Below are 22,863 nucleotides of genomic sequence, written 5' to 3'. Positions count from 1 at the left end.
AAACCCGATTCCGACAAGGAGGTCATGCGAGAAGGGGTGATGAGCACAGGGGACGGTGTCCGAATCTTTCCGGACGTCGAGGCCTGTATCGACTGCGGTGGATGCGTGGTCGCGTGTAAACGGACATGGGACGTTCCCGCCGACGAACAGCGCATCAGCATCGCCACGATGATGGAAGGGCAAGAGGCCGCGGAGGGGCTCAACAGTAACAGTGCGAAAGCACTCCAGCAGGGCAAGAAGCCGGGTGAGACCAGTATTCCAATGCAGTGTTATCACTGTGAAAACGCCCCGTGCGTCTCGGTCTGTCCGACTGACTCACTCATCAAAAAGGACGATGGTTTCGTGGAGGTTCGCGACGATCTCTGTATCGGTTGTCAATACTGCCTGTCTGCCTGCCCATTCGGTGCGCCTCAGTTCCCAAGTTCCGACGATGGAAGTGCTAAGCTCGTCGGTAACGGCAGTATCATGGATAAATGTACCATGTGCGAGGAACGACAGCAGGAGGTGGGTAAGGGACCCGCCTGCGCCGAGGAGTGCAGTACTGATGCTATCCTCGTCGGTACGGCCGACGAAATCGCCACCGAACTTGACCGCCGGGGTGCAGAACCATTCTTCAACGACGAAGCGATGGAGATCATCTTCGGCAGTGATGCGGAGGTGTTCAAATAATGAGCGACCAGAACAACGGGTTCGACGATAACGACGGGACGGACGGGGACGGTGGTCTCTCCGGTCGGACGGCGATTTTTATCAGCGCATTGATCGGCATCGGCGTTACCACCCTTGCCTACTGGTGGGTCGGCGGTTGGGCCGGAAACGAAGTGTTCTACGAAACCCTCTTCCGGGTGCAGCCGACCGTCGCTGGCGGCGGCGTCGGATCCGACTGGGTGGCGGGAAATACCGTCCCGTGGCTCGATGCGCTCATCGCTATCACGCACGCGGCAGACGTCATCATGGGTGTGTTCATACTCGGAATGGTGTTCCTCCACTGGGCGGCGTTCCGACGTCTAGCAAATCGAATGCAATCGCCGACGAGTTCCGAGGCCGGCGATACCGTCGCTACGGATGGGAGCGGCGTCGGCCGCGAAAAATCCTCTCATGAGGGTGGTGATCGCCGATGACGAATCTTGACCACGGTAAGTTCGCCCGTGTGACGACCATCTTTCACTCACTCCTCGCACTCGACGTGTTTGCGCTGTTTTTCACCGGTTATGCGGTGATGTTCAACGACGAACTCTGGTGGTTAATCGAGTTGATGGGCGGTAGTACCGGTGTCCTTGCGGTTCACCGACTCGCTGGCATGACGCTCGTCGCGCTAACATCGTTTTGGATCGCACTAATGGTTCTCACACCCGGCGGCCGCGGGAGTTTTCGGGAAGTCATCCCGAGTAAAGTGGACATAGACGCGATGATACAGGACGTGAGATTTGCGCTGGGTCGTGCCGACGAACGCCACCCCAACGCTCGACAATTCTCCGGCTATACCGCTGAAGATGCGCCACTACTCACATATGTCGGGAAAGGCGTTATCTGGATATTCTCCATCGAGTTGTTCTTGCTAATGATTTCGGGACTTCTTATTTGGAGTAAGACGGGGCTGATTCAAATCATGGCCACGAAAACCGCAGCGATGGCCTTCGTCGTCTTCCACGGCCTCCTCGGCGTTATCATGTTGATGGGCGTGATGTTCCATATTTACGAACACGGCTTTCACCCAGCGTTCTACCCCGTTGAACTGAAGGCGTTCATCCCCCAGGATATTACACCATCGTACCACGGCGACTCCCCCGAAGGAACGCGCGATAAAACGGGTATCGACCGTCTAGCCCTCTCACCGAGTTGGAAGTGGATAGCGAATCTTATGGGCGTGTTCGTCGTCGTCGGCATCGTGAGCGTCCTTATCGGAAGCATCTTCGATGAAGGGTACCCGGTGCCTCGCGAACTCGCAGTCGGTGGGGGTCCGACGAACGTCTTGCTGACAATTGGCATAAATATCGGTATTTTAGTGCTGTTTGTCGGGCTCGTCCTCTCAATGTACGGTAATGTCCTACGGCGTCGCTATGAGCAACAGGTTCGGAAAGAGCGCCGTGAGACGCCCATGGCCGACGGACAAGGGGACGACTAGTTTCCACCCCCTCGTGAACACGAAGTCGCACCCCGTGATGCACATCTTCTGCTCACGGTCGACGCATCGGCTCCATCAATCTACTAGCTTACCAATTCATGAGATTCCTCAGAGAGTTCGACGCTCACGTCCTGTCGTGTCTGCTGGCGGATCTGGTCGAGATTGCGCGTTAACACCTCGAGGATATCTTTGGGCTCCGGGTAAACGAGCATGTTCTGTTGGTCGTCTTCCATCACGAGTTGGGTATCGGTTAGGTTGATGCGATCGTTCTCGATGCTAGCAACGATTGCTGGAAGAACTTCCTCGCCGCCGGGGTCACCCTCCGCGACTCGCGTGATGTATAGCGAATCGATGCCAATGAGATCCTTAAACTCACGGATGCGTTCGGCGCACTTTACCATATCCCGAGTAACGGCCGTCTTCTCGGGATTTCCGTGAGTTCCCTCGTAACACTGCTTACACACCCGCAGTTCCATGCGCATATCTACCAAGTGACGGGGCCATGGCTCTTGATAATTGCGTCGCTGCCACGAGATTCGGTCGAATTCACCTGATGAATCACTACTGCTTCTCGTCCCGCGCCTAGCAATGCTCCAGTGCAAATCACCGTCGAAGTACCTTTGAGCATCACGACCGCTGGATCCTATCGCCGCCAGTACACTACCACCGAACACGATAGCGGCACCGAAACTTCCTCTTCCGAAAGACCACCAACAGACCGCTATTCCCTTCGAAACCAGATCCACGTTGAGCCTTCGGTTGCTTTTTGGGAATCACTCCCTCTCCTGCACGTCCATTCAAGTCTTCATGCGCAGTCCGACATGGTCACCAATGCATCTTTGTCGGAACTCCGGCGCTAAGGCCCCTTTCTCAGGGAGCGAAGCAAGCGTATCGTCGATCTGTTCATCAAGCTCCTAGCGCCCGATCGTGAATGAGTAAACGACGTACCTGTCGTGCACGAGCTCGTCGACCGTGTCCGGTTTGCCTCGATCCATACGTTTTCTTACAACTGTTCAAGCGCTTGCCCGCTCTCGTTCGTTATCGTCTCGGAGTACGACCGAGTCCATCACGGTGATTTTTGCGAACGTGTTTCCACCCTCTGAACAACCGATAGGCAGCCCAACGAACTCATTTAACCAAAAGGTTAAGTACTCTTCCGTTGTCCATTCAGCTGGATGGTTGAACGAATGCCGGACGATCTCGATCTCGATGCGGTCTTCCAGGTGCTGGCACACCCGGTCCGTCGGGATATCCTCGAACAGGTAGCCCACGAGCGCTGAAGTGTCAGTACATTGGCCGAGGCCGCACGACGTTTCCATGGCCGCCGTCTCGAAGCACCTCCACGTGCTAGAGGATGCCGGCTTGATTGAGATCGAGAAGGACGGTCGCGTTCGCCGCTGCCACCTGAATGCCGCACCCCTTTCAGCCGCGTTTGGATGGCTCACCCGATACCGTGTCTTCTGGGAAGACCGGTTCAACGCGCTGGCCATCCACCTGGAGGAAGACGAAGAATGATCAACAGCAACATTGACAATGAATCACAGAGAAACCTGATCGTTTCCGAGTTCTTGACCCTCGACGGGGTCATGGAGGCGCCGGAGGAGTGGTCTTTCGCGTTCTTCAGCGAGGAGCAACAGGAGTATAAGCACGACGAACTGTTCGCATCGGGTGCGCTCCTGCTGGGCCGGACTACCTATGAATCGTTCGCGGAAGCCTGGCCTGACCGGACGGACGAGACGGGCTTCGCCGATCGAATGAATAGTCTCCCGAAGTACATCGTCTCGACGAGTCTCGAGGAGGCCGAGTGGAACAACTCAACGATTATCGACGGTGATGTCACCGAGGAGGTCGCCGCGCTGAAGCAGGAGGACGGAAAGGACATTCTCGTCAACGGTAGCGGCGAACTTGTGGACACGCTGGTGGAACACGACCTCGTCGATGAGTACCGCCTCATGGTCCACCCGGTGGTCCAGGGCAGCGGCAAGCGCCTCTTCACGGGCGCGAATGAGCCGATGACGATGAGTCTCGTCGACACGGAGGCGTTCAGTTCAGGCGTCGTCGTGCTCACTTACAAGCCGGCCGAGGAGAATCACCTCGTGGAGGAGGTCTGAACGATGCGGAAGATAGTCGCAACCGAATCCGTGTCGCTAGACGGCGTTATGGAATCGCCGGAGGAGTGGTCTCCAGCCTATTCAACCCAGGAGCTAGAGGAGGCGAACGCAGCGGGGATGGCGTCGTCGGATGCGTTACTGTTGGGACGGGTGACCTACGAGGAACTCGTCGCCTTCTGGCCCACTCAACCCGACGACAATCCGATCGCGAAGTTCATCAACAATGTGCCCAAATACGTTGTTTCGACGACACTAGAGGAAGTCGAATGGAATAACTCGACGCTCATTGCCGGAAACGTCGAGGAAGAGATAGCCGAACTGAAGCAACGAGAAGGTGAGGGAATCGGGATCGTCGGCAGCCGCACGCTCGTCCGGTCGCTACTGGACTACGGCCTCCTCGATGAGCTCGTGCTCATGGTTCATCCCCTTGTACTCGGGAGCGGCAAGCGCCTCTTCGAGGAAGGTGGCGAACGGACTGCTCTGAATTTGGTCGATTCGAAGACGTTCGACACGGGTGTCGTGTCGCTCACCTACGAGCCGGCAGAAACGGATGTGGAGGAAGCCGATGAGTAAGACCGAGACGACCGAAAAGAGCACCCGTGAGCAGACGAACGGAAGGAAACTCGTCGTCGAAAACAAGGTCACACTCGATGGCATCTTCGATAAGCAAGCGGAGTGGCAGATGCAGTTCTGGGAGGATCCGAATGAACTGATACGCTACTCGAAAGGCCACAACACTCAGTTCGACGCACTGCTGCTGGGACGCGTGACGTACCAGGGCCTAGCCGCCGTCTGGCCGTCCATGACGGACGACGTGGGGTACGCTGATTGGATAAACAGCGTCCCAAAACACGTCGCATCGACGTCGCTGGATACGGACGAGATGGAGTGGAACGCACGCCTAATTACAGGGAACGTCACCGACAAAGTCGCCGCGCTGAAACGACAGCCCGGTCGGGACATCCTGATGGTCGGGAGTGGAGAGCTGCTGGAGACGTTGATGCAGCAGGACCTGGTCGACGAGTATCGCCTCATGATTCACCCGGTGGTCCAGGGCAGCGGGAAGCGCCTCTTCGAGGATGCTAACGAATCGACGACGATGAACCTCGTCGACACGGAGACGATCGGCTCGGGGGTTGTCGTGCTCACCTACGAGCCGTCCAAGGAGGAGGAGGACAAATGAGCGACGACGCTGAACCGACGACCGAGAACCGGAGCATCACGGTGAATCGTGTAATCGAGGCGCCGCCGGAGCGGGTATACCAGGCGTTCGTGGATCCCGACGAACTCTCGCAGTGGTTACCACCGACCGGCTTCAGCGCCAAGGTTCACCACCTCGAACCCGAGGAGGGTGGGACGTACCGCATGACATTCACGGGGGAGACCGACGAGCTCGCTGAGTACGGCTCGACCTTCGGCGGCACCTACCGGGAACTGATTCCCGGAGAACGCATCGTCTACACGGATCAATTCGAGACCGACGACCCCGAGATGGCCGGCGTAATGACAGTGACGGTTACCTTTAAGGAGGTTCCCGTGGGAACCGAAATCACTGTCTGCCAGGAGGGAATCCCTAAGTCCATTCCCCCGAGCGATGCCAACGAAGGGTGGAACGACTCGCTTGGGAATCTCGCCGAGCTGGTGGAGGGCGTGTGATGAAGACCGACTTCAACCCGTCCGAGTACGACGTGACCATCACGCGAACATTCGATGCCCCACGCGAGCGAGTGTGGGCGGCGTGGACGGATCCGAAGCAGGTTTCCCAGTGGTAGGGGCCCGAGGGCTTCACCGTGCCGCGCTGCGAGCTGGACGTACGGCCCGGTGGCACCTTCCGCATCGACATGCATTCCGATTTTCGTATGGTGGTTATTGCATCTCTCCGGCATCGGCCGGCGTTCGTATGTGGGCAGCGATAAACCGGGCATCAGCACCGACGCCGACGAGCGTGGCCGAGAGGAGCGAACGCTGGTAGGGCAGGCCGAGGAAGTACAGACCCGGTTCATCCTCCACTACGCCTCGGTCGTGGATTGGGGAGCCGTCCGCATCACGGCGCAGCCCCGGAACCTCGATCCAACTCAAGTCCGGGCGGAAACCCGTTGCCCAGACCACGACGTCCACGTCGAGGTGTCGTCCATTGTCGAGACGCGGCGTACCGTCTTCCACCCCCTCCACCCGGGGGACCCGCTCGACGCCTGCCTGTTCGAGATCATCGGGTGTGAGACGAATTAACGGGTCGCCACCTGCCTGACCGCGCGCTTTCAGCTTTCGGCCGATCCAGGTATCAACCGTCAGTAGGTCGCTGAACAGCCACCGGAAGATGCGCCCGTCGAACCAGAACAACCAGCGGGGGAGGTCATCAGAATCCCATTGCGGGAGGTGACCGGTATCTCGCCCAGAGAGCCACACACATCGATCAGCGGCGAGTTCGATGGCGATTTCGGCTCCCGAGTTGCCAGCCCCGACGACGAGAACGTCCCCCTCGGGTAGCTGGTCGGGGCTCTGATACTCGCTCGAGTGAAGCTGGGTGATCGACGGGGCAAGTTGCGGGGCGAACGCAGGGACGTGTGGATGGTGATACGGCCCGGTCGCCACTACGACGTGATCCGCCGTGATGCGCTGCGTCTCGACCTCCAGCAGGTAGCGATCGCCGCTCCGAGTAAGTGACTCGACGGTCGTGTCGAGTTGTACTGGCAGGTCGAACCGGTCGGCATACGCTTCGAGGTAGTCGGCCATCTCATCTTTGGTCGGAAAGTAGGCGTTAGCAGCGGGAAACGGCAACCCTGGTAGGCTACTGAGGCCGGCCGGGATGAACAGCCGGAGGGAATTCCAGCGGTTGCGCCAGGCGTCGCCCACACGACTCCCAGCGTCGAGAATCATGAATGAGTGGTCGTGTTGTGCGAGGTAGTAGCCCATCGTCAACCCAGCCTGCCCTCCACCGATCACGACGATCTCGACGTGCTGTGAGGTTTTCTTCGTCATTGATACCCCCGTACCCTCAGCGTGGTCTCGCTATCTGTCGCGCGGTGGAGCAACACGACAACGACTCCCCCGAGTACGAGATCGAACACGATGAGCACGACGGATGTCATCAGCGCCCTCGATGGCGCCAAATTCTTCCTTCTCTTCGCATTCGGTCGCCAATCTCGAAGCGCATCTGCATTGTGAGTTCCGTCTTACCGTCTTCTTGTTCGTCAAGGCTTACCGACACCTGGAACTGTGATTTGCCTTCTTCGCTGCTGCGATGGATGTAGACCAAGCGCTCGGGCTCCACGACCTCGTCATAGACGATTGTGTTCTGGTATTCGTCACCCTCGGGGCCGGTCATTACGAATCGCCAGACACCACCCGGCCGCACGTCCAGCTCCTCGGTGGTTGTGGTGACTCCGTCCGGCCCCCACCAGTGCTGGACTTCCTCAGATGAAGTCCACGCCGCCCACACGCGTTCGCGTGGCACGTCGAACGTTCGCTGGATGATCAGACTCGTCTCGCCGGTTTCGGTCATCGTTCCAGGCCCTCACAATGTCGGCGAGCTTCTCGAGCGAGTCGGTCAGGCCGTCCTCGGGAACCGCATCGCGGATGTTTATCTGGTGGATGGCGACTTCGGTGGGGTCGGTGACCACCTGAAAGGTATTTCTGGCGGTCATCTCGCCGCTCGATGTCGTTCGTCGTTGTCAGCGATCCAATCATCTCGACTGTCGGTACGACGACCGAGTGGAAGGAAACAACATCCCTTATACTGGAACCGTATATATTGACGTATTCGAAGAATGCGCCGGCAGCGTCGGTCTCGAAACGGCTATGCCCCTCCCGAACGGAGTAATGGTAATGAAGCGTGAAGCCGTCGTCCGGATCCCCACGGCGGAGTTCTCACACCCAAGCCTCGAAGAGTTCATCTCGCTGTGCCGTGACACAGGCGTCAAGGAGTGGCGTCCAACAGTTTGTACTGGACCCGGCGGAATCGTGGCGATACAGGTCGAACGGCCGTTCGACGAAGAACAGCTGTCTGCCCTTGAGTATGTTGCGTGGTGGGAACGTACTAATCAAGCCACGGCCGACATCAGCTATCTCATAAAACTGGAGATTCCCGACTTGACGAATGAGCTCCCCCCTCTTCACGAACTAAATGTGTCAAACGAGGAGATAACCGTAAATGGTCACGGGCTGGACATCTCGTTCGTCGGCACCCAGGAGGCACTCTCCTATGTGGTGAGTCAGTACATTGATGCGGGTATCCCGATGGATCTGCGAGCCATGACCGACTATCACGGCCCCACTGGTGTACTGGATGCCCTGACCGACCGCCAGCGCGAGGTCGTTCGCACCGCCCACGAGATGGGTTATTACGAGATTCCACGGCAAGTTCCAACCGAGGAAATCGCGGCCGAACTCGATTTGGATCAATCGACGGTGTCGGAGCACCTGCAACGAGCGGAGCGCAATCTGCTGAGGCACGCATTAGGTGCCGACTGAGGACGATCACGTAGGGGCCGCCTCTCCTCACTACTCACAAACACACTACGGTACCAAGCAGTGAGGTTGGGAGTATTATGTATGGACGACCCCACACGGATCGATTATCCACGTTACGTGAACAAGAAGTAGGAGTGTCGTACAAGTATCGGGTGGATTGAGTGCCGTCAGTGAAGCTCGACGTCATATATTGATGAAGCGCAAAAGAAACCCATTCGAGCAGTGAGTGAGTACCGTGATTCTGAGGTCGTCTGTGAGGGAATTGCGGTCGTAGATTGGTCGGCCTGAGAGGAGAGCGGCTGATCTAAGTGGGAGGATTACAACTAATCGACGCGGTGTGTGGCGGCATTAGAGCGAGAGACTGATTGGGGTGTGCATCGTTTTACATCTTCATTAGGCTGAACTCTTCCCAGTTGTGAGCCGATGTTCCATGGCACCCCAAAGTACTCAGTGGACTTCGCCAGTCCTCCTTTGATAGTGCTTCGATGTGGTCGATTGCAACGTTGGGCCTTGTTTAGACGCCGAAGACAGCAGCTTACTCCGGCAGACTAGCCAGCTTCAGATGGATACCGAGAAAGTATGCCCTCTTGCCTCTCTCGATTTACAGATCGTCTCGTAATATTATCGAAACGTACTGTCTCTGGCGATCCCGCTCCAGCGGTCACGATGTTGTCGTGCTGGAGGCCGGAAAACGGTTCACCTTCGAAGAGCGGCTCGAACAGATGGAACGGGCAATCCGACCCGAACAGGATCCGCTTTCAGTCTGGGATATGAGGGGCGAACGCGATGCGTACTCGTCCTCGGGGGACTTGGTTTTACCCCCTCAATCATACGCATGTGAAGGGCGTCGGTGGGTCGACGCTCCACTGGCACGTTGATGATCGAACAAAGGCGGCGATCAGTCGGGCGAACCAGATTCAGGAGATCATACTGAACGAACTAGATACAGAGATTACGTGGCAGGTTGGCCTCGAAGAAACAGGCCCTGCATTTCATCATATGAGAACAATGCGAACGAGTACCAATCCAAATGAGAGCGTCGTCACACCGCGGATGCGCACCCACGATCTCGACAATCTTTGGATCGTAGGGAGCAGCGTGTTCGTCACTAGTGGAGCGATGAATCCGACGCTCACGATCGCGACGCTCGCCCTCAAAGCGGCCGATCACATCGATAAGGTGCTGTAAGGGATCGCCTCGTATGCAGGGTTGTGACCTTTGAATTCAGGACAGGAGATCAAGGACTTCGACTCGCCACTGTTTTAGGCCGACCTAAAAATTCAAGTACTAGCAAACATATACTGAGATAATGAGCCTTCAGATTGAGGAGTCCAAACGGTCAGATCAGGGCTCCGAGGTCACGTTTTCGGACGTCAGTGTCGTGATGGGCACATATAACGAGGAAGCGGCCATCAAGTCTGTAATCACCGAGATACAGACGGTCACAGACGGGAATGCCGAAATCACCTGTGTCGATGGCTCATCAGATCGAACGCCAGAGATCGCGAGAGACCTCGGTGCAACGGTAATAAAACAGGAGCCTCAGGGGTACGGAGTGGCTGTACGGGAGGCGTTACTCACACCCGATCGGCCAGTGGTCATCACGACGGATTGTGATGACACCTACCCGATGGAACACCTTCCCAAATTCCAGACCGCAATCAATCACGGCTACGACGTAGTTAGTGATGACCATCTCTCCCACGGCGCAAACGCGATGCCGACGCTGAATCGATACGGGAATATTGCCTTCGCACTCGTTGCGAGCGCTCTCATAGGTAGGCGTATCCACGATACGACAACTGGGATGCGCGCATATCGGCGCGACGTCAGTGAGTCAATCACCTGGACCGAAAATACGGGGCTTTCCGCCGAACTTTTCATTCGAGCGCTCATGCGGGGGTATCAAATTCGCGAACTCCCGATCGAATACCGCGAGCGTGCAGGTGCATCAAAACTTGATCCGCTTGGCGGAGGTGCAGCGATAGTAAAGTCCATCGTCAAAGTGTGCCACGAAGAGCAGCTAGGCATTCACGGTGATTGAGCCATGAAAACCGCGATACAGGGTAACGCACCCACGAGAGTCGGGAGTACTCATTGGTGAACCGTATGGTCGGCACAACACTCCGCAAAATTCGCGAACATATCGAAACGCTTGCGAGTGCTGACGGCGAGTACTACCTTATCTGTGGGCGCACAGGTGAGCGACCGATTCCAGCGGCCGAAAAACGCTTCGATGGACGTGCAACCGCCCAGAGTGCCGCCCGAGCGACCGAACAGTACCGAGCAGCACTCCGTCAGTACGACCCACAGCTCCCGTACTACGACGTGATCGCCTGTCAAGTCACCGACTCACCCACGTCGAATAATTGCCCGATGAACCACTCTCGGGACGATAACGACTGGACGCTTACGGATCCTGTCCTCAACACTGCGGTCCACAACCCATCATCTCAAGACCTCATCGAATTCTGTCACCATGTCACTGCAGCTGTCTTCGAGACACTCTCAGATACCGGCTACGACACCGTCGAAACAGCTGTCATGGACACCTACTTCGATCTGGCGGAAACCATTGCTAATCCTGATCACCTCTGTCTCTGCCTCCTCGAAAGTATGTCGACAGAACTTGACACACGGTTAACGCCTACCGAACAAGCCGACATTCTCGCCCAGGCCTCGGCTCGACTGGGCTCTCACGACGCCACCGATAAGTCACTCACAGCGTCCCTCACGTTGCTGCAGGAACGCGGGTTGCTCGGGAGCTACACGCGGTCACCGTGGTCGATTGATCTCGACGCCGGTGCCCGATCCGTCGTCGTCAAGATATCAGATTACGCGCTCTCCCCACAGTATGGACGGCTTCCCGTTCTCCCATTTGTACTCGATCTCTATCGTCGGCAGCCAGACTGGCCTCCGTCCTCGTTACAAGTCGTCGACAACGGAGGAGACTGGAAAGTCACACTCGTTCACGCAAGGGAAGCAGAACCAACCGGGCTCGTCAGTGCCCCCATCCACTCCAAGGTGTAAGATGCCGGTCAAAACCCACATCGATCACGCTCGAACACGAGTACAAACCGAACAAGAAGCAGTTGACGCGAAGCTCGAGGCGTTCGAGATGTTCATCGATCGAGTGGCGGATATCTCGACAGATCCGACACCGTCGTCCGCATCTGGGATCACGACTACTGCAGGTACACGAACCCATAGTGAGACATCGACCGGCGATCGCTCTCTTGCGGTTCGTACCGCTTTCGCCGAAACAGTCCAACCGCATAGCGCCGCCGACACAGATACGTCTGGATCCTTGCTGGCGACCATCCAAAACGAACTCACGAACTCGATTGCACTTGCACTAGTACCGACGTCCGAGATATCGTTTTCCGCAGCTCTCAAACAAACGATCATCACAAAGGCCACCGCTCGACGAACCGAAGCAAAGGTGTTACGTCGAGCACTTGCGCGAGAAGAGTCGCATCTCAAAGCCGCCAGCGAATCCGTCGAAGTCATCACTACGTGGATGGTCGACGCCAATGAAACACCGCTGACCGCACTCGACTTCGAGACGCTGCAACACCGACACGAGACACTTGCGAACCATTGTACCCGCTGTGAGGAACTCGCCCAGCAGCGCCAGGAGTTCCTTCAGGCGACCACGAGCCATGATGGCGAAGCTGGCCTTCGGCACCAAAGTCTTATCCCGTACCTCTATGAGGATTTTCCAGTCGATCACCCTGTCCTTGTGACGGTCACCCGTCTCGATGCAACGTGCAAGCGATGTCAACGAACTGTTCGGAATCATCTAGCCCAGAGGGCGTGATTGGACGATGAAACGAGGAATCCGTCACAAACGGGTTCGTTTGTGAGCCCGATTTTACCTCGAAATTTTCGGTGCAAACGAGGACGATGAAGATGAGAATGGCGACGCCACTGACGAGACAGAATCCAACTCGCAGGCAGCATCGGATACGGCTGACCACGGTGTTGACAGCGAGTCGGAGGTAAAGTAGCCAAAGGGAGCTATCTCTCTCCGACGTTACTAGTCACTAAATAGTAAGTTTCCTAAGTTAGATAAATAGAAACACTTAGAACTACGTCCAATAATTCGAAGCAGACGCAAGTTCGAGCAGGAGAAATACCTCAATAGTAGTGATACGGAACGTTCTTGTTTGGCATCGATGAACAACTCCGAAAAGATGTTAACTCACTGTCGTCGGGACTTGGCTCACTCGTAGCCGTATCACTCACCTTTTGGTGCCGCTTTCTAAAACCGACCCATTTTATTTTAGTTCTGCCAAAATCCGGCAATGCCTACCAGTTCCCAATCGGAACTCGACAACGGAACAACCACCAGCTCTCCAGACCGATGTCACTGTCTGTGAAACCTGTCCCGGTCGAGTCGTCTTTCTCGAAGACGGGAACACCGATGGGTGGATTGCGGCTGACAACGCCGTCGAATCGTGGCCCTGATCTTCTGTCGGCAGACTCAGGTGACGATTTCTACGGTCATTGCGAACATCTCTTAAAAATTGCTCACTTCGTTTTCTCAAGTTGTGGGAAGGCAGTAAGCGTGTGGTTGGCGATGAGATTAACGCGAACTGGTGTGTTGATTTCATACCGTTCAGAGTGATTGTGCATACAATGCACTATATTTCGGTTCGTGAGTTGTATTCGGTAAATGAATGCGGTGCCACTGTACTGCCGGTGGATGATATACCCATCGGCATCCTCTTCGTTTGTTGGTATTGCTCGGAGATCATCCGGTCGCACGAGGATATCGATCGCCCCATTTTGATGTCCGTCGATACGGTTGGTCTCGATTACTCCAACTCCAGTTTCAACATGCATGTTGTGGACGCGTCCCGATAGGAAATTAGCTTGGCCGAGGAATTCGGCTATAAATCGCGATTGAGGGTGCTGAAACACTGCTTCAGGTCGGTCAATTTGTTCGACATTGCCATTGTTCATCACGGCGACGCGGTCACCGATCGAGAGCGCTTCTTCTTGGTCATGCGTGACTGAAATAGCGGTGACGCCAGTCGTTTTCAGGATGCGACGAATCTCTTCGCGCATATCAATACGAAGGCGAACATCCAAATTTGAGAATGGTTCGTCGAGCAAGAGAATTGTCGGCTTCGGTGCAAGTGCCCGTGCAAGGGCAACGCGCTGTTGTTGGCCACCCGAGAGTTGGTCGGGCATTCGATCGTGGAATTCAGGCAAGTTGATAAGATCGAGTAAATCGTTGATACGTCGTTCCTTCGCATCGGTGTCCAAATTATGTAGTCCGAAGCCAATGTTCTCAGCGATAGTCAGATGGGGAAAGAGAGCGAAATCCTGAAAGACAAGTCCGATCCCTCGTTTTTCGGCCGGAACGAACGTCTCATCGCTAGCGATGCATGACTCGCCAAGATAGATAGTACCGCTTGTCGGACGATCCAGACCGGCTAGGAGACGCAACGTCGTCGTTTTCCCACATCCTGACGGCCCGAGCAGCGTGAGTACTTCCCCTTCGTAAACCGTCACTGAAAGATCTCTAACTGCCCGCTCCTCACCGTACGTTTTGGTTACTTCATGGAGGCGAAGTATCGGTGACCGAGTTGGATCACCTTCCGAGAGGGGAGTGCTCGGCACGTCAATGCTTTCGCTGTTCCTCTGGTTATTATTCGGCATCGGTAGCCTCCTGTGTGAGAAGGATGAGCATCGAGAGCCCTGAAACACCGACAAGCACGAGCGCCGGAAGTGCGGCTTGGTCATAGTAGCCAGCACTCTGAACGAGCCAGATATACGTCACGAGCGTGTCAAACCCTGTTGGGTGGAGCAGGAGCGTCGCTGGCAGTTCTTTCATCGTCGTGAGGAACACGAGTGTTGCGCCGGCAACGACGCCCGGCACGATCAGTGGCAGTGTCACTCGCCGGAATGCACCTGTCGATGAATGTCCCAAAGTGCGGGCGGCTTCGACGAGCGTTGGATCGACTTGTAACACGGAGGTTTGTGTCGTGCCCACCGCTTGTGGGAGAAAACGGACAACGTATGCAAAGATCAAGAGCGGCAGTGTTTGATAGAACGTCGGTGCATAGGTCACCCCAAAGTAAACTAGCGATAGGCCGAGGACGATTCCCGGTACGGCGTATCCAACATAGGTCGCCCGGTTGAACACCGTTGCAAGCCACGACTGGGAGCGTGCTGATAGGTAGGCAACTGGTATCGCCAGAACGATGGCAACGATTGCAGCGAGGACAGACACGTAGACTGAGTTCCAGCCGTAGGCCCATTGAAATGCGAACCCACTACCAATACCGCCATCACCTGGGGAAGTGCGGAAGAGCCACACGAATAGAATGCCAAGTGGAATACCGATTGTCAACAAGGCAACGGTTGAACAGAGCATGAGTGCTGGCGCTGTCCATCTTCCGAGGGATATCTCACTCATTCCACGGACGCCACGGCTGACGTAAGCTGTGCGATTTCCTGGTTGGATTCGTGACTCGATTGCGAGGATAAGTACTGTCAGGGCCAGTAACTGCAGCGAGAGCAAGGCAGCCGCATCGCGAGCAAAGGTGTTGTATTCGACATAAATTACACTTGTGAGGACATCTGCGTGCATGATCGCGGGTGTACCAAAATCCGAGAGGGTGTAGAGAGCGACTAAAAGTGCGCCGGCGGCTATACCCGGCATAATTTGAGGTACAGTAATTCGTCTGAAGGCACCCCACGGTGTCTGATTCAGTGTGCGGGCTGCGTCGAAAAGCGTCATGTCGAAGGATAGCAATGCTGCACGCGTAGTGAGAAACACATACGGATACACGTACAATGTGAGAACCAGAACGGCCCCGCCAAACCCATATATGGATGGTATCTCCTCGATACCAAGCGGAGAGAGGATGTCCGCGAGGTCGCCTCGTGGGCCGAACGCCGAGACATAGGCGAAGGCACCGATATAACTTGGGATGACGAGTGGAAGCGCAATGAGAATTGTCCATACTCGTCGGAACGGAAGCGAGGTCTGCACGGTCAGCACAGCAAGGGGGACGCCGAGAAGAACTGAGGTGGTGGTGACCGCAATGACGAGTGCGATGCTGTTGAGGAGTACCTGAATCGTTGATGGATGAACGAGTAGTTCGAGAGCACGCTCAATACCCATATTGATCGTCCGAAGGAGGAGCCAAACGATCGGAGAGAGGACGGTCGCAGCGATGGCGCCGCTCAACAACGTCAATCCAAGTGGAGGTCGTCGGTCAGTCTCTCCGCCTGTAATGCGTGTCGTAATCCATTTTAGATCATAACGTGTCACCATATCTGGTTGATTTTAGAGAACACCAACCTCTCGCATCAGCGCGAGTGTTGGCTGCAGATCTGCAAGCTTCGCGAGATCGATGTTCGGTGGATTTAATTCGTTAATTCGGGGGAGATCACCGACGGGCGGGACGCCAGGAATCATCGGATAGTCGAACGCTCGAGTGGCAAAGTATTCTTGCGCCTCGACCGAGAGAAGGTGGCGAATAAACGCCACTGCCAAGGCTTTCTTTTTCGTTCCTTGAATGACCTCTACACCAGCAACGTTGATCAATGCTCCAGCATCGTTGTTTGTGAACGCCAGTTCGATCGGAGCCTTCGGACGCGCGGTTTTGACGCGAAGGGCGTAGTAGTGGTTCGCGAATCCTGCATCAATTTCGCCATCAGCGACTGCATTCGAGACAAGGAATTCGTCGGGATACTCAGTTGGTTCTTGATCGAGCATCCCTCTGAGCCATTGCTTCGTTTTCTGCTCCCCATTTAGCACACGCATCGCCGTGACAAACGCCTGAAACGCCTCGTATGTTGGCGCCCACCCCATAACGCCACTGAAGCGCTCCTCTCTTGGAAATGCGAAAATATCGGTCGGGATATCCGCGTCAGAGAATTGTTCCGTATTGTACGGAATGCTCCGTGCACGACCGGCGATACCGACCCACTGGTCGTTCGGATGGAACGTTTTTGGGACGGTGTTGACCACTTCCTTCGGAAGCGTACTGGTCGCGCCAGCTTTGGCGACGACGCCTAAGGAGCCCGCATCGACTGCCCAGAACACATCTGCTGGGCTGGCCCCACCTCTGGTCTCTTCGATGATGGTATTTGCGAGTTGCGGTGACGGCGCAAGGCGAATACGAGGGGAAAACTCTGGATAAATGTCTTCGAAGAGACTCATCAAATTCATATATATTCCGCCTTCTCCACCACCAAGATAAATCGTGAGCTCTCCGGAGAGATCCGGTAGAGCTTCGATACAGGTTCCGCGAAGCGGTGGCCGATCCCTGACTTGTGCTCCAGAGCCCTGAAACGTTTCAGAGCGAACCCTATTGAGATATTTACACTCATTCGCTGCCGGTTGAGTTTCCTGAACACTCCATGGGCGATGCATCACCGAAACAAACCCACCGGCTGCATACGCTTGGAGAAACGTTCGACGGCTGGTACCCTGCCGATCACTAGTCTCGGCCCTCTCATGAGTCATTTATTTCTCCTCCATCTCTGGACGCTACCCGCAACCATAATAGTTTAGGTGAGCCTAATTCTATTATTAGGCTTTTCTCATGTAGTTCCAGAAACTCAATGAGCTCAATACTATCCTTGCCACTATCCTTCACAGCCAATGAGATAAGTCGTTGTGAACTACCCCCGCCCTGAAGGGCGGAGCTTTCTCGCTTAACTCCGCAAACCGATCAAACAGACCTCAGCCGCCTTCACAGGCGAAGTAGTACCTATTGAATAGATCAGGGATATTTATCTAGATTCCAACTTCAGATAACGGAACCACAATTAGTGTATCGCCGACTCGAGCACCAGAGTGTCGTCTTCGTGGTAGTGATCGATGACATGCGCGCGTGTTCTTCGAGATCCTCGAGTTGCTCGCGAAGCATTTCACCCGTGGCAAAATCACCGAGCCCATCGGCGGGTTCGATGTGTTCACGGTAGCTCTCAATGATATCGCCATAGATCTCAAGATCGTGCTCGAAGGAGGTGCGAATGTCATAGATGTCCTCGTCTTCGGACCTGTGCCGTCGTGGTGATTGGCGGGGCCGTCAGCACGAGGTGTGGGACGTAACTCGTCGGCGGGTGCGTCTCTCTCCGTGAGAACCGTCTTCGATTGTATCGACCGGAGGAATTCGGTGAAATCGTGTGGACGCGAAGAAGATCGATGGTAGTGATATCACTCCGTTCGAAGGGGTGTTTCGTGACATCGAGAGCGACGTTTTCTGGAAAATTGGGTTTCGCGGCTGGACGACTTTTCGCTGAGTAATATCACTCTTGTCGCGTTGTCGGTAGGTGAACTGAATGTGAGAGCGGGCTCTTCAGCACTCGGCGATACTCTGTCTACCCTATTTCATACATTTGACTGTGACCCAACTGTTTCCCCGTTATGGACGGCACGACTAGTGTAGTCAAACGATGGAGAATACGTTCGGAGACTACTCGTAGTAGTCTTTTCGTTCAACGACCTCAGCAAAGGCCACGGTGGGCGTGACGTTATTGATCTCGACGGTGACACGGTCACGTTTCTCCGTGTCGGGCACGATAATCACATAGCCACGGTCGACGCGAGCGATGCCATCGCCTTTCTCGCCAACCCCTTCGATTTCGACCGTCCGGCGGTCGCCTTCTTCGACTGGGGCTGTCGAGTGACTTGACTGTCGGTCTGGATTCGGCTCGTCGGGTGTCGTTGATACTGTCGAAGATGATGTCTCTTGGGCTGTGCTCTCCACTGCTGACGGCTGTTTCAATATCGCCACGCGGTATGAGGCATCTGGGTGAATGTCACCATCCATAATTTCTCGGCTCGGCACTGTGAGCGTGTATGACCCATCCTCTACTTCGATCTTGCTGCTAAAGAGACAACGTAGTTCGTCCGGGATTTCCATCTACCTATGAAATTAGGCTGTAAATACAAGACTCTGTTTGTCTCCGTCGCTAGAGATGGCAATACGGGTGTGAGAGGTGTCTCGACAATCTGAGTGAGAAAGCTATCGCTATCGACCGCAGGCGATCAGTGTTGTGGTACTCGTTAGTTCGGCCGAGCGGCGGCGAGCTAGCGTCGCTGTCCCTCGTGTTGCGCGTTTGTTCCTGTTTCCGTTCCTCTTTCCGTTTCCACGTCTCAAACTCGGTGATGGTGTCGGCCTGCTGGGCCAGCCTGAGAGTGGTGTCAACTTCCGCTTGCAATCTCGCCTGGAGCTGTGTCTTGGTACATATAATAGGATGCAAATAGGTAAGGGTAGTATCCTGAAAGTGTTGAGTCTGCCGTGAACCTCCGATCAGACATACTCACACTGGACACGACCAGAATTACCCTCTCAACCATCACAGACCCTGATACTATCGAGACGGCACAGAACCGCACAGGTCAAACAATTCGCCTCCGACGTCGATGCCCCGGACTCGTAGACGTCACTAACGAGAGCCACGACAACCCCGCTGAGCGTCAATACGTCGTCACGCTGGACGACGTGACTGATAACGCAATGGCTTGCACCTGCCCGCACCATATTTCACCGCAACGCGTTCTGCAAACACATGGCTGCCGTCGAACACGCGACCGAAGAGGGAACGCTCAACGCCTTCCCGCCCGAAGACGATACGGAACCCGAAGACTGTGACTGCGATGGTCTCGGTGACTTCCCATGCTGGCAATGCGTGCAAACGGGACGGAAGGTACTGCCGAACTAACTCTCTTCGCCCTTCTTATTCCGTAGATATATGAGATGGATCTGTTCGATGGACGATTCCATCGAAATCTGAGTCAAAACTGAGGATAGAATCAATATCATATCGTTCACAGAGCGTCACTAGACTTGCGTCAGTAACGCTTAGATCGTGGTCTTGATATTGAATCCATGTATCTACTGTCGCATTAAAGTCGTCGTGTCCCATCTGGATTATCTCGAATAGCTCTGGGAATGACTCACGTCCAAGAATACGGTCGGAGACGGTTTTTGCAGCCTCAAATGAATCAGTCCGCATTCGAGTTAATGTGACCGTTTCGTCGTAGACATAGTCACTGGTGTACGGTTGTCCATGTTCACCAGTAAGTACTGTGTTCATCGCAGAAACAGCAGTATCATGGCGTTCTGCGTCTTTATCATGATGTGCGTAAAAAACACCCGTGTCGATAAGAACGCTCATCCGTACAACTCTTCGTCGATATCTGATTCCGATGTTTTTACGCCAGAAGAGATCATTCCTTGGTGGAACGCTTCTCGCTCACTCGGATCAATTGCTGGCATTTCATCACGAAATGAATCGATGAGATCTGCCTTCGAGTCAACCGCTTGTGCAACGATTCGGGCGAGGATCTCTTGCTGTGTTACCTGTTTTCCCGCTTTTAGGCGAATTTCTGCTTGGAGTTTCTCCAAATCAGACTTCGTTCCTTCATCCATTTTCACTGACGTTGCCATACTAGTAGATTCTTCTACTCAGCAATAAATGCTACTCTGTTCAGTAGTAGCATTACGCTGCCTACTGCAAACACATGACTACCGTTGAAACCGCGACGGACGACGGCACCCTGACGGCGTTCCCATCGGACGACGACGATACCGAACCAGCAGAGTGCGATTGTGACGGCCTTGGTAGCTTCCCGTATTAGCCGTGTGTTCGAGCGGCTCACAAGAAACTGCCAGCCTAATCCCGTCTCTTTCTTTTCTCAGTTATGTCACTCCAAACAACGCTACTCGATGTGGCCGCCCAGCGAACACTCACCGAGTGTGGGGTTGCTCCAAGCGGTAACCACGACACATTAACGACTGGGCGCGAGTTGTTCGACCGCGCACAACGCTATGCGGCGGTCATTGCAACTACGTACTTTCCGGACTTGCTGGTCGGTGCGATTGACTGGAAAGTCACACAGAATCAATGAGGGGGATCGAGACAGAGTCTATGACAATCAGTCATCAGGACTGAGAGCCTTCTCAATAGGGGTGTCGCCGCCGAATAGTCTGACCGTTTCGCCGACTGTTACTTCGTTTTCTAGACAGACAACGGCTGTCTGAGCGACGTCGGCGCGCGGAATCTCTTCTCCATCCTCGCCACGATCTTCGAAGGTTGCCGAAATACGCCCTGTTCCCTCTTCACTAGTAAGTGTTGTCGGCCGAAGAATCGTGGCATCGAGTGGCGACCAATCGAGATAGTCGTCAGCACATCGCTTGGCCACCAGATACGGACGGATTGCCTCCGGCCCAGCCATTGGATCGCCTGCATTGTATGAACTTATCATAACAAACCGATCGATTCCATGCTCGACGCACGCGTCGATACTCCGTCGCGCTCCCCAAAGGTCGATCATAAGCGTCTGGTCCCAGCCAGTTCCCCCGCCGGAGCCAGCTGTGAAAACAACAGCGTCGGCCCCTTGGAGTGCCGGCGCAAACTCCCCTTTGAGATCGCCAAAACGTGGTTCTCCGCCGTGTTCGCGGACAGCATCAAACTGTGATTCGTCTCGTATTACCCCAATTGGGTCGTGTCCAGCATCCAAAAGTCGAGGAACTAACTCGCGGCCGATTCCACCGTTTGCACCGATAACTGCGACTTGCATGGTGTACCATATCAACACGAGTTATATCAATAGATGCTGTGGCCACCGAAAGCTGTATCAGCGAAACGACTGGCTCAATGCGCATATTCTCCTTGCAAAAATAAGTGAAATCACTGCTCAACGATAGAATCGACGTTGAGTGCTCTTCTCGTCGTCAACTCGCTACTTATCCTATTTTTGTTATTGAATTTAGGTGACGGGTGACGTACAAGTTAGCGATCTGTATCATTTCGTAGGTTTCAGCTGTGATGGGGAACGCCACTGATCGGCGGACTCTCGGTCGTATACGTGTCCAATCGTCTACTTTGAAGTTCAGTTAGCTAACCGAATAGTACCTGCAAGAAGGATAAGTAGTATCCCAATGACGATTGTCCAGACTGTCTACTTCTCAACAGTGGACTCAGCTGGATATTTTATAAATTGTCCATAAATCACCGCAACCGCCAAGCCACACCCACCAATTGTCTGAAGTAATAATAAGAAACTTTGCTCACCAATAGTCGTAGATGTCAATGCAGGAATGCCTAGTGCTGCGCCAGCAACGAGCGTAGAAACATGGTAGAGAGAAAATCGATCCATGCCAAATTATAGATCCTCAAACTAAGATTCTTTTGATCTGTGTTGAATCAATGTGGGTCGAAGCCACCTCTACGTCATCATATTGGATGCCGTAACGTACGATCTAATGGCCTGTACGTGTCTGTATCACGTCCACCGCAACGCATTCTGTAAGCATATGGCCACCGTCGAAAACGCGAATGATGACGGCACACTGACGGCCTTCCCGTGCTGGTCATGCGTGCAAACGGGACGAAAGGAACTGCCGAACTAACTCTCATATAGAGCTTTTATTTAGATCTCGTTACCGCGAGCGTCGCTGGTAGTTCCATGTCGCCACATAGAACGCAATACCACCAAGAAGCCACCATGGCCCCCATACAAACGTTTGCCAATGGGCCGTCGTCCACGTTGCAGGAGCGGGAAGACCAATGAGTCTATCCTCCGTGAGTGCACCCTGAATCATGAAATCACTACCATGGAGTACCAGAAGTACGCTCACACCCCATGCGGAGAGAAGTACCAGCCGTCGGGGAAGCAGCTGACCCCATGGCTGAACGAGTGCGAGTGCAAGTACTCCGCCGCCGAGTTTCAGAATGCCAGTAAGCCAGAGGATTGTGATGAACGACAGTTCACCCGTTAGCTCTTGGCCGAGTGAAACAGTGTTGATTCCTGCTGTTCCACCGAGTGCCCAGTAGAAACTCAGTACGGCAAACACAATCATCCATGCGCTGGCCACATATCCAGCCCATGCAAGTGGCACCACATCGTCGAGTGCTTTCTCCATATCTCTAAAGTTTCACAGGTCGCTTTACACAAAGTATCTGCCTAGTTGGCTTTACCGTTTGATCGAACGCTAAGCAAAAGGTTTCCACCGCCGCCGAGCATTTCCCTGACCCGCAATCAATTGCTTCGACTGGGAGGTCTCACCCCGAGCATAACGACAGGCAGGGGGTCACGAAGTACGGCCCGTCAATAGAGGAGATTACAATCTCGCTGACCTGGACGGCCTACGAACAACACGGCTGGGAACAATCCAG

General features: G+C 54.7%; 25 protein-coding genes and 2 pseudogenes. 15 read left to right on the top strand and 12 right to left on the bottom strand.

Annotation, left to right across the window (positions count from 1 at the left end):
* The first annotated feature begins 24 nt into the window (after positions 1-24).
* The 3 genes from LIX00_RS25370 to LIX00_RS25360 are packed head-to-tail and all read left to right on the top strand — an operon-like array spanning position 25 to position 2,125.
* A complete protein-coding gene (locus tag LIX00_RS25370; protein WP_227357671.1) occupies positions 25-669 on the top strand; it encodes a 4Fe-4S dicluster domain-containing protein in 645 nt (214 codons plus the stop codon).
* A complete protein-coding gene (locus LIX00_RS25365) occupies positions 669-1,121 on the top strand; it encodes a hypothetical protein (protein WP_227357459.1) in 453 nt (150 codons plus the stop codon). Before LIX00_RS25370 ends, LIX00_RS25365 begins: the two co-directional genes overlap by 1 nt.
* The gene (locus LIX00_RS25360) at positions 1,118-2,125 is read left to right on the top strand and encodes a cytochrome b/b6 domain-containing protein (protein ID WP_227357458.1); all 1,008 of its coding nucleotides are present in this window, start codon (positions 1,118-1,120) and stop codon (positions 2,123-2,125) included. The genes LIX00_RS25365 and LIX00_RS25360 overlap by 4 nt, the downstream gene beginning before the upstream one ends.
* Before the next feature lie 83 nt (positions 2,126-2,208).
* Here the strand turns inward: LIX00_RS25360 and LIX00_RS25355 are convergent, their stop codons facing one another.
* Positions 2,209-2,607 carry a hypothetical protein gene (locus LIX00_RS25355; RefSeq protein ID WP_227357457.1) on the bottom strand — a complete coding sequence of 133 codons (399 nt, stop codon included), beginning with the start codon at positions 2,605-2,607 and terminating at the stop codon, positions 2,209-2,211.
* An 835-nt stretch (positions 2,608-3,442) separates the two neighbouring features.
* On the opposite strand from LIX00_RS25355, the gene LIX00_RS26450 reads away from it, so the two are divergent.
* From LIX00_RS26450 to LIX00_RS26445, 6 genes are read left to right on the top strand one after another with little or no spacing between them, the layout of a single operon-like run.
* Positions 3,443-3,640: an ArsR/SmtB family transcription factor gene (locus LIX00_RS26450; RefSeq protein WP_438267128.1), complete on the top strand. Its 198-nt coding sequence runs from the start codon at positions 3,443-3,445 to the stop codon at positions 3,638-3,640.
* A complete protein-coding gene (locus tag LIX00_RS25345; RefSeq protein ID WP_227357456.1) occupies positions 3,637-4,236 on the top strand; it encodes a dihydrofolate reductase family protein in 600 nt (199 codons plus the stop codon). The genes LIX00_RS26450 and LIX00_RS25345 overlap by 4 nt, the downstream gene beginning before the upstream one ends.
* 3 nt (positions 4,237-4,239) lie before the next feature.
* Positions 4,240-4,809, top strand: a complete 570-nt coding sequence (locus tag LIX00_RS25340) for a dihydrofolate reductase family protein (protein ID WP_227357455.1) — start codon at positions 4,240-4,242, stop codon at positions 4,807-4,809.
* Entirely contained in the window at positions 4,802-5,419 is a 618-nt protein-coding gene (locus LIX00_RS25335; protein ID WP_227357454.1) for a dihydrofolate reductase family protein, read from the top strand. The genes LIX00_RS25340 and LIX00_RS25335 overlap by 8 nt, the downstream gene beginning before the upstream one ends.
* Positions 5,416-5,892 (top strand): SRPBCC family protein, encoded by a 477-nt coding sequence (locus LIX00_RS25330; protein WP_227357453.1) that lies wholly within the window; start codon positions 5,416-5,418, stop codon positions 5,890-5,892. The genes LIX00_RS25335 and LIX00_RS25330 overlap by 4 nt, the downstream gene beginning before the upstream one ends.
* Positions 5,892-6,008, top strand: a complete 117-nt coding sequence (locus tag LIX00_RS26445; RefSeq protein ID WP_438267127.1) for an SRPBCC family protein — start codon at positions 5,892-5,894, stop codon at positions 6,006-6,008. The genes LIX00_RS25330 and LIX00_RS26445 overlap by 1 nt, the downstream gene beginning before the upstream one ends.
* A 94-nt stretch (positions 6,009-6,102) precedes the next feature.
* Here the strand turns inward: LIX00_RS26445 and LIX00_RS25320 are convergent, their stop codons facing one another.
* Together LIX00_RS25320 and LIX00_RS25315 are read right to left on the bottom strand one after the other, a co-directional pair.
* Complete coding sequence (locus tag LIX00_RS25320) at positions 6,103-7,215, bottom strand: flavin-containing monooxygenase (RefSeq protein WP_227357452.1); 1,113 nt, start codon at positions 7,213-7,215, stop codon at positions 6,103-6,105.
* Positions 7,216-7,324: 109 nt separating this feature from the next.
* Positions 7,325-7,738, bottom strand: a complete 414-nt coding sequence (locus LIX00_RS25315; RefSeq protein ID WP_438267126.1) for an SRPBCC domain-containing protein — start codon at positions 7,736-7,738, stop codon at positions 7,325-7,327.
* A gap of 323 nt (positions 7,739-8,061) precedes the next feature.
* Here LIX00_RS25315 and LIX00_RS25310 point away from each other — a divergent pair, with 323 nt between their 5' ends.
* From LIX00_RS25310 to LIX00_RS25290, 5 genes and pseudogenes are all read left to right on the top strand, one after another.
* Positions 8,062-8,706 (top strand): helix-turn-helix domain-containing protein, encoded by a 645-nt coding sequence (locus LIX00_RS25310; RefSeq protein ID WP_227357451.1) that lies wholly within the window; start codon positions 8,062-8,064, stop codon positions 8,704-8,706.
* Positions 8,707-9,567: 861 nt separating this feature from the next.
* Positions 9,568-9,894 (top strand): annotated as a pseudogene (locus LIX00_RS25305) (GMC oxidoreductase); the annotation flags it as partial.
* Positions 9,895-10,015: 121 nt separating this feature from the next.
* Positions 10,016-10,750, top strand: coding sequence for a dolichyl-phosphate hexose transferase (locus tag LIX00_RS25300; protein WP_227357450.1), 735 nt, complete (start codon positions 10,016-10,018; stop codon positions 10,748-10,750).
* A gap of 65 nt (positions 10,751-10,815) precedes the next feature.
* Positions 10,816-11,736 carry a DUF7551 domain-containing protein gene (locus LIX00_RS25295; protein ID WP_227357449.1) on the top strand — a complete coding sequence of 307 codons (921 nt, stop codon included), beginning with the start codon at positions 10,816-10,818 and terminating at the stop codon, positions 11,734-11,736.
* A 1-nt stretch (position 11,737) separates the two neighbouring features.
* Positions 11,738-12,526 carry a DUF7260 family protein gene (locus LIX00_RS25290; RefSeq protein WP_227357448.1) on the top strand — a complete coding sequence of 263 codons (789 nt, stop codon included), beginning with the start codon at positions 11,738-11,740 and terminating at the stop codon, positions 12,524-12,526.
* A 713-nt stretch (positions 12,527-13,239) separates the two neighbouring features.
* Here LIX00_RS25290 and LIX00_RS25285 read toward each other — a convergent pair.
* The 5 genes and pseudogenes from LIX00_RS25285 to LIX00_RS25265 all read right to left on the bottom strand — a co-directional run bounded on the left by LIX00_RS25285 (position 13,240) and on the right by LIX00_RS25265 (position 18,602).
* Positions 13,240-14,376: an ABC transporter ATP-binding protein gene (locus tag LIX00_RS25285; protein WP_227357447.1), complete on the bottom strand. Its 1,137-nt coding sequence runs from the start codon at positions 14,374-14,376 to the stop codon at positions 13,240-13,242.
* Complete coding sequence (locus LIX00_RS25280) at positions 14,366-16,000, bottom strand: ABC transporter permease (RefSeq protein ID WP_227357446.1); 1,635 nt, start codon at positions 15,998-16,000, stop codon at positions 14,366-14,368. Before LIX00_RS25280 ends, LIX00_RS25285 begins: the two co-directional genes overlap by 11 nt.
* Before the next feature lie 12 nt (positions 16,001-16,012).
* Complete coding sequence (locus LIX00_RS25275; RefSeq protein ID WP_227357445.1) at positions 16,013-17,197, bottom strand: extracellular solute-binding protein; 1,185 nt, start codon at positions 17,195-17,197, stop codon at positions 16,013-16,015.
* 305 nt (positions 17,198-17,502) lie between these two features.
* Positions 17,503-17,732: pseudogene (locus tag LIX00_RS25270) on the bottom strand (ferritin-like domain-containing protein); the annotation flags it as partial.
* 420 nt (positions 17,733-18,152) lie between these two features.
* Positions 18,153-18,602 (bottom strand): TRAM domain-containing protein, encoded by a 450-nt coding sequence (locus tag LIX00_RS25265; RefSeq protein ID WP_227357444.1) that lies wholly within the window; start codon positions 18,600-18,602, stop codon positions 18,153-18,155.
* A gap of 649 nt (positions 18,603-19,251) precedes the next feature.
* On the opposite strand from LIX00_RS25265, the gene LIX00_RS25260 reads away from it, so the two are divergent.
* The gene (locus LIX00_RS25260) at positions 19,252-19,404 is read left to right on the top strand and encodes a hypothetical protein (protein ID WP_227357443.1); all 153 of its coding nucleotides are present in this window, start codon (positions 19,252-19,254) and stop codon (positions 19,402-19,404) included.
* A 15-nt stretch (positions 19,405-19,419) separates the two neighbouring features.
* On the opposite strand, the gene LIX00_RS25255 is transcribed toward LIX00_RS25260, so the two are convergent.
* The 4 genes from LIX00_RS25255 to LIX00_RS25240 form a co-directional block, all read right to left on the bottom strand.
* Positions 19,420-19,860, bottom strand: a complete 441-nt coding sequence (locus LIX00_RS25255; RefSeq protein ID WP_227357442.1) for a type II toxin-antitoxin system VapC family toxin — start codon at positions 19,858-19,860, stop codon at positions 19,420-19,422.
* Positions 19,857-20,132: a hypothetical protein gene (locus LIX00_RS25250; protein ID WP_227357441.1), complete on the bottom strand. Its 276-nt coding sequence runs from the start codon at positions 20,130-20,132 to the stop codon at positions 19,857-19,859. The genes LIX00_RS25255 and LIX00_RS25250 overlap by 4 nt, the downstream gene beginning before the upstream one ends.
* A gap of 488 nt (positions 20,133-20,620) precedes the next feature.
* Complete coding sequence (locus LIX00_RS25245) at positions 20,621-21,265, bottom strand: SDR family oxidoreductase (RefSeq protein ID WP_227357440.1); 645 nt, start codon at positions 21,263-21,265, stop codon at positions 20,621-20,623.
* Between the two features lie 862 nt (positions 21,266-22,127).
* Entirely contained in the window at positions 22,128-22,610 is a 483-nt protein-coding gene (locus LIX00_RS25240) for a DUF3995 domain-containing protein (RefSeq protein ID WP_227357439.1), read from the bottom strand.
* Positions 22,611-22,863: the final 253 nt, after the last annotated feature.

Origin of the sequence: Haladaptatus salinisoli (genome assembly GCF_020614375.1) — an archaeon.
Taxonomy (GTDB): Archaea; Halobacteriota; Halobacteria; order Halobacteriales; family Haladaptataceae; genus Haladaptatus; species Haladaptatus salinisoli.
The sequence above is the reverse complement of the archived record's forward strand: the minus strand, read 5'-3'. Positions and strand labels throughout refer to the sequence as shown.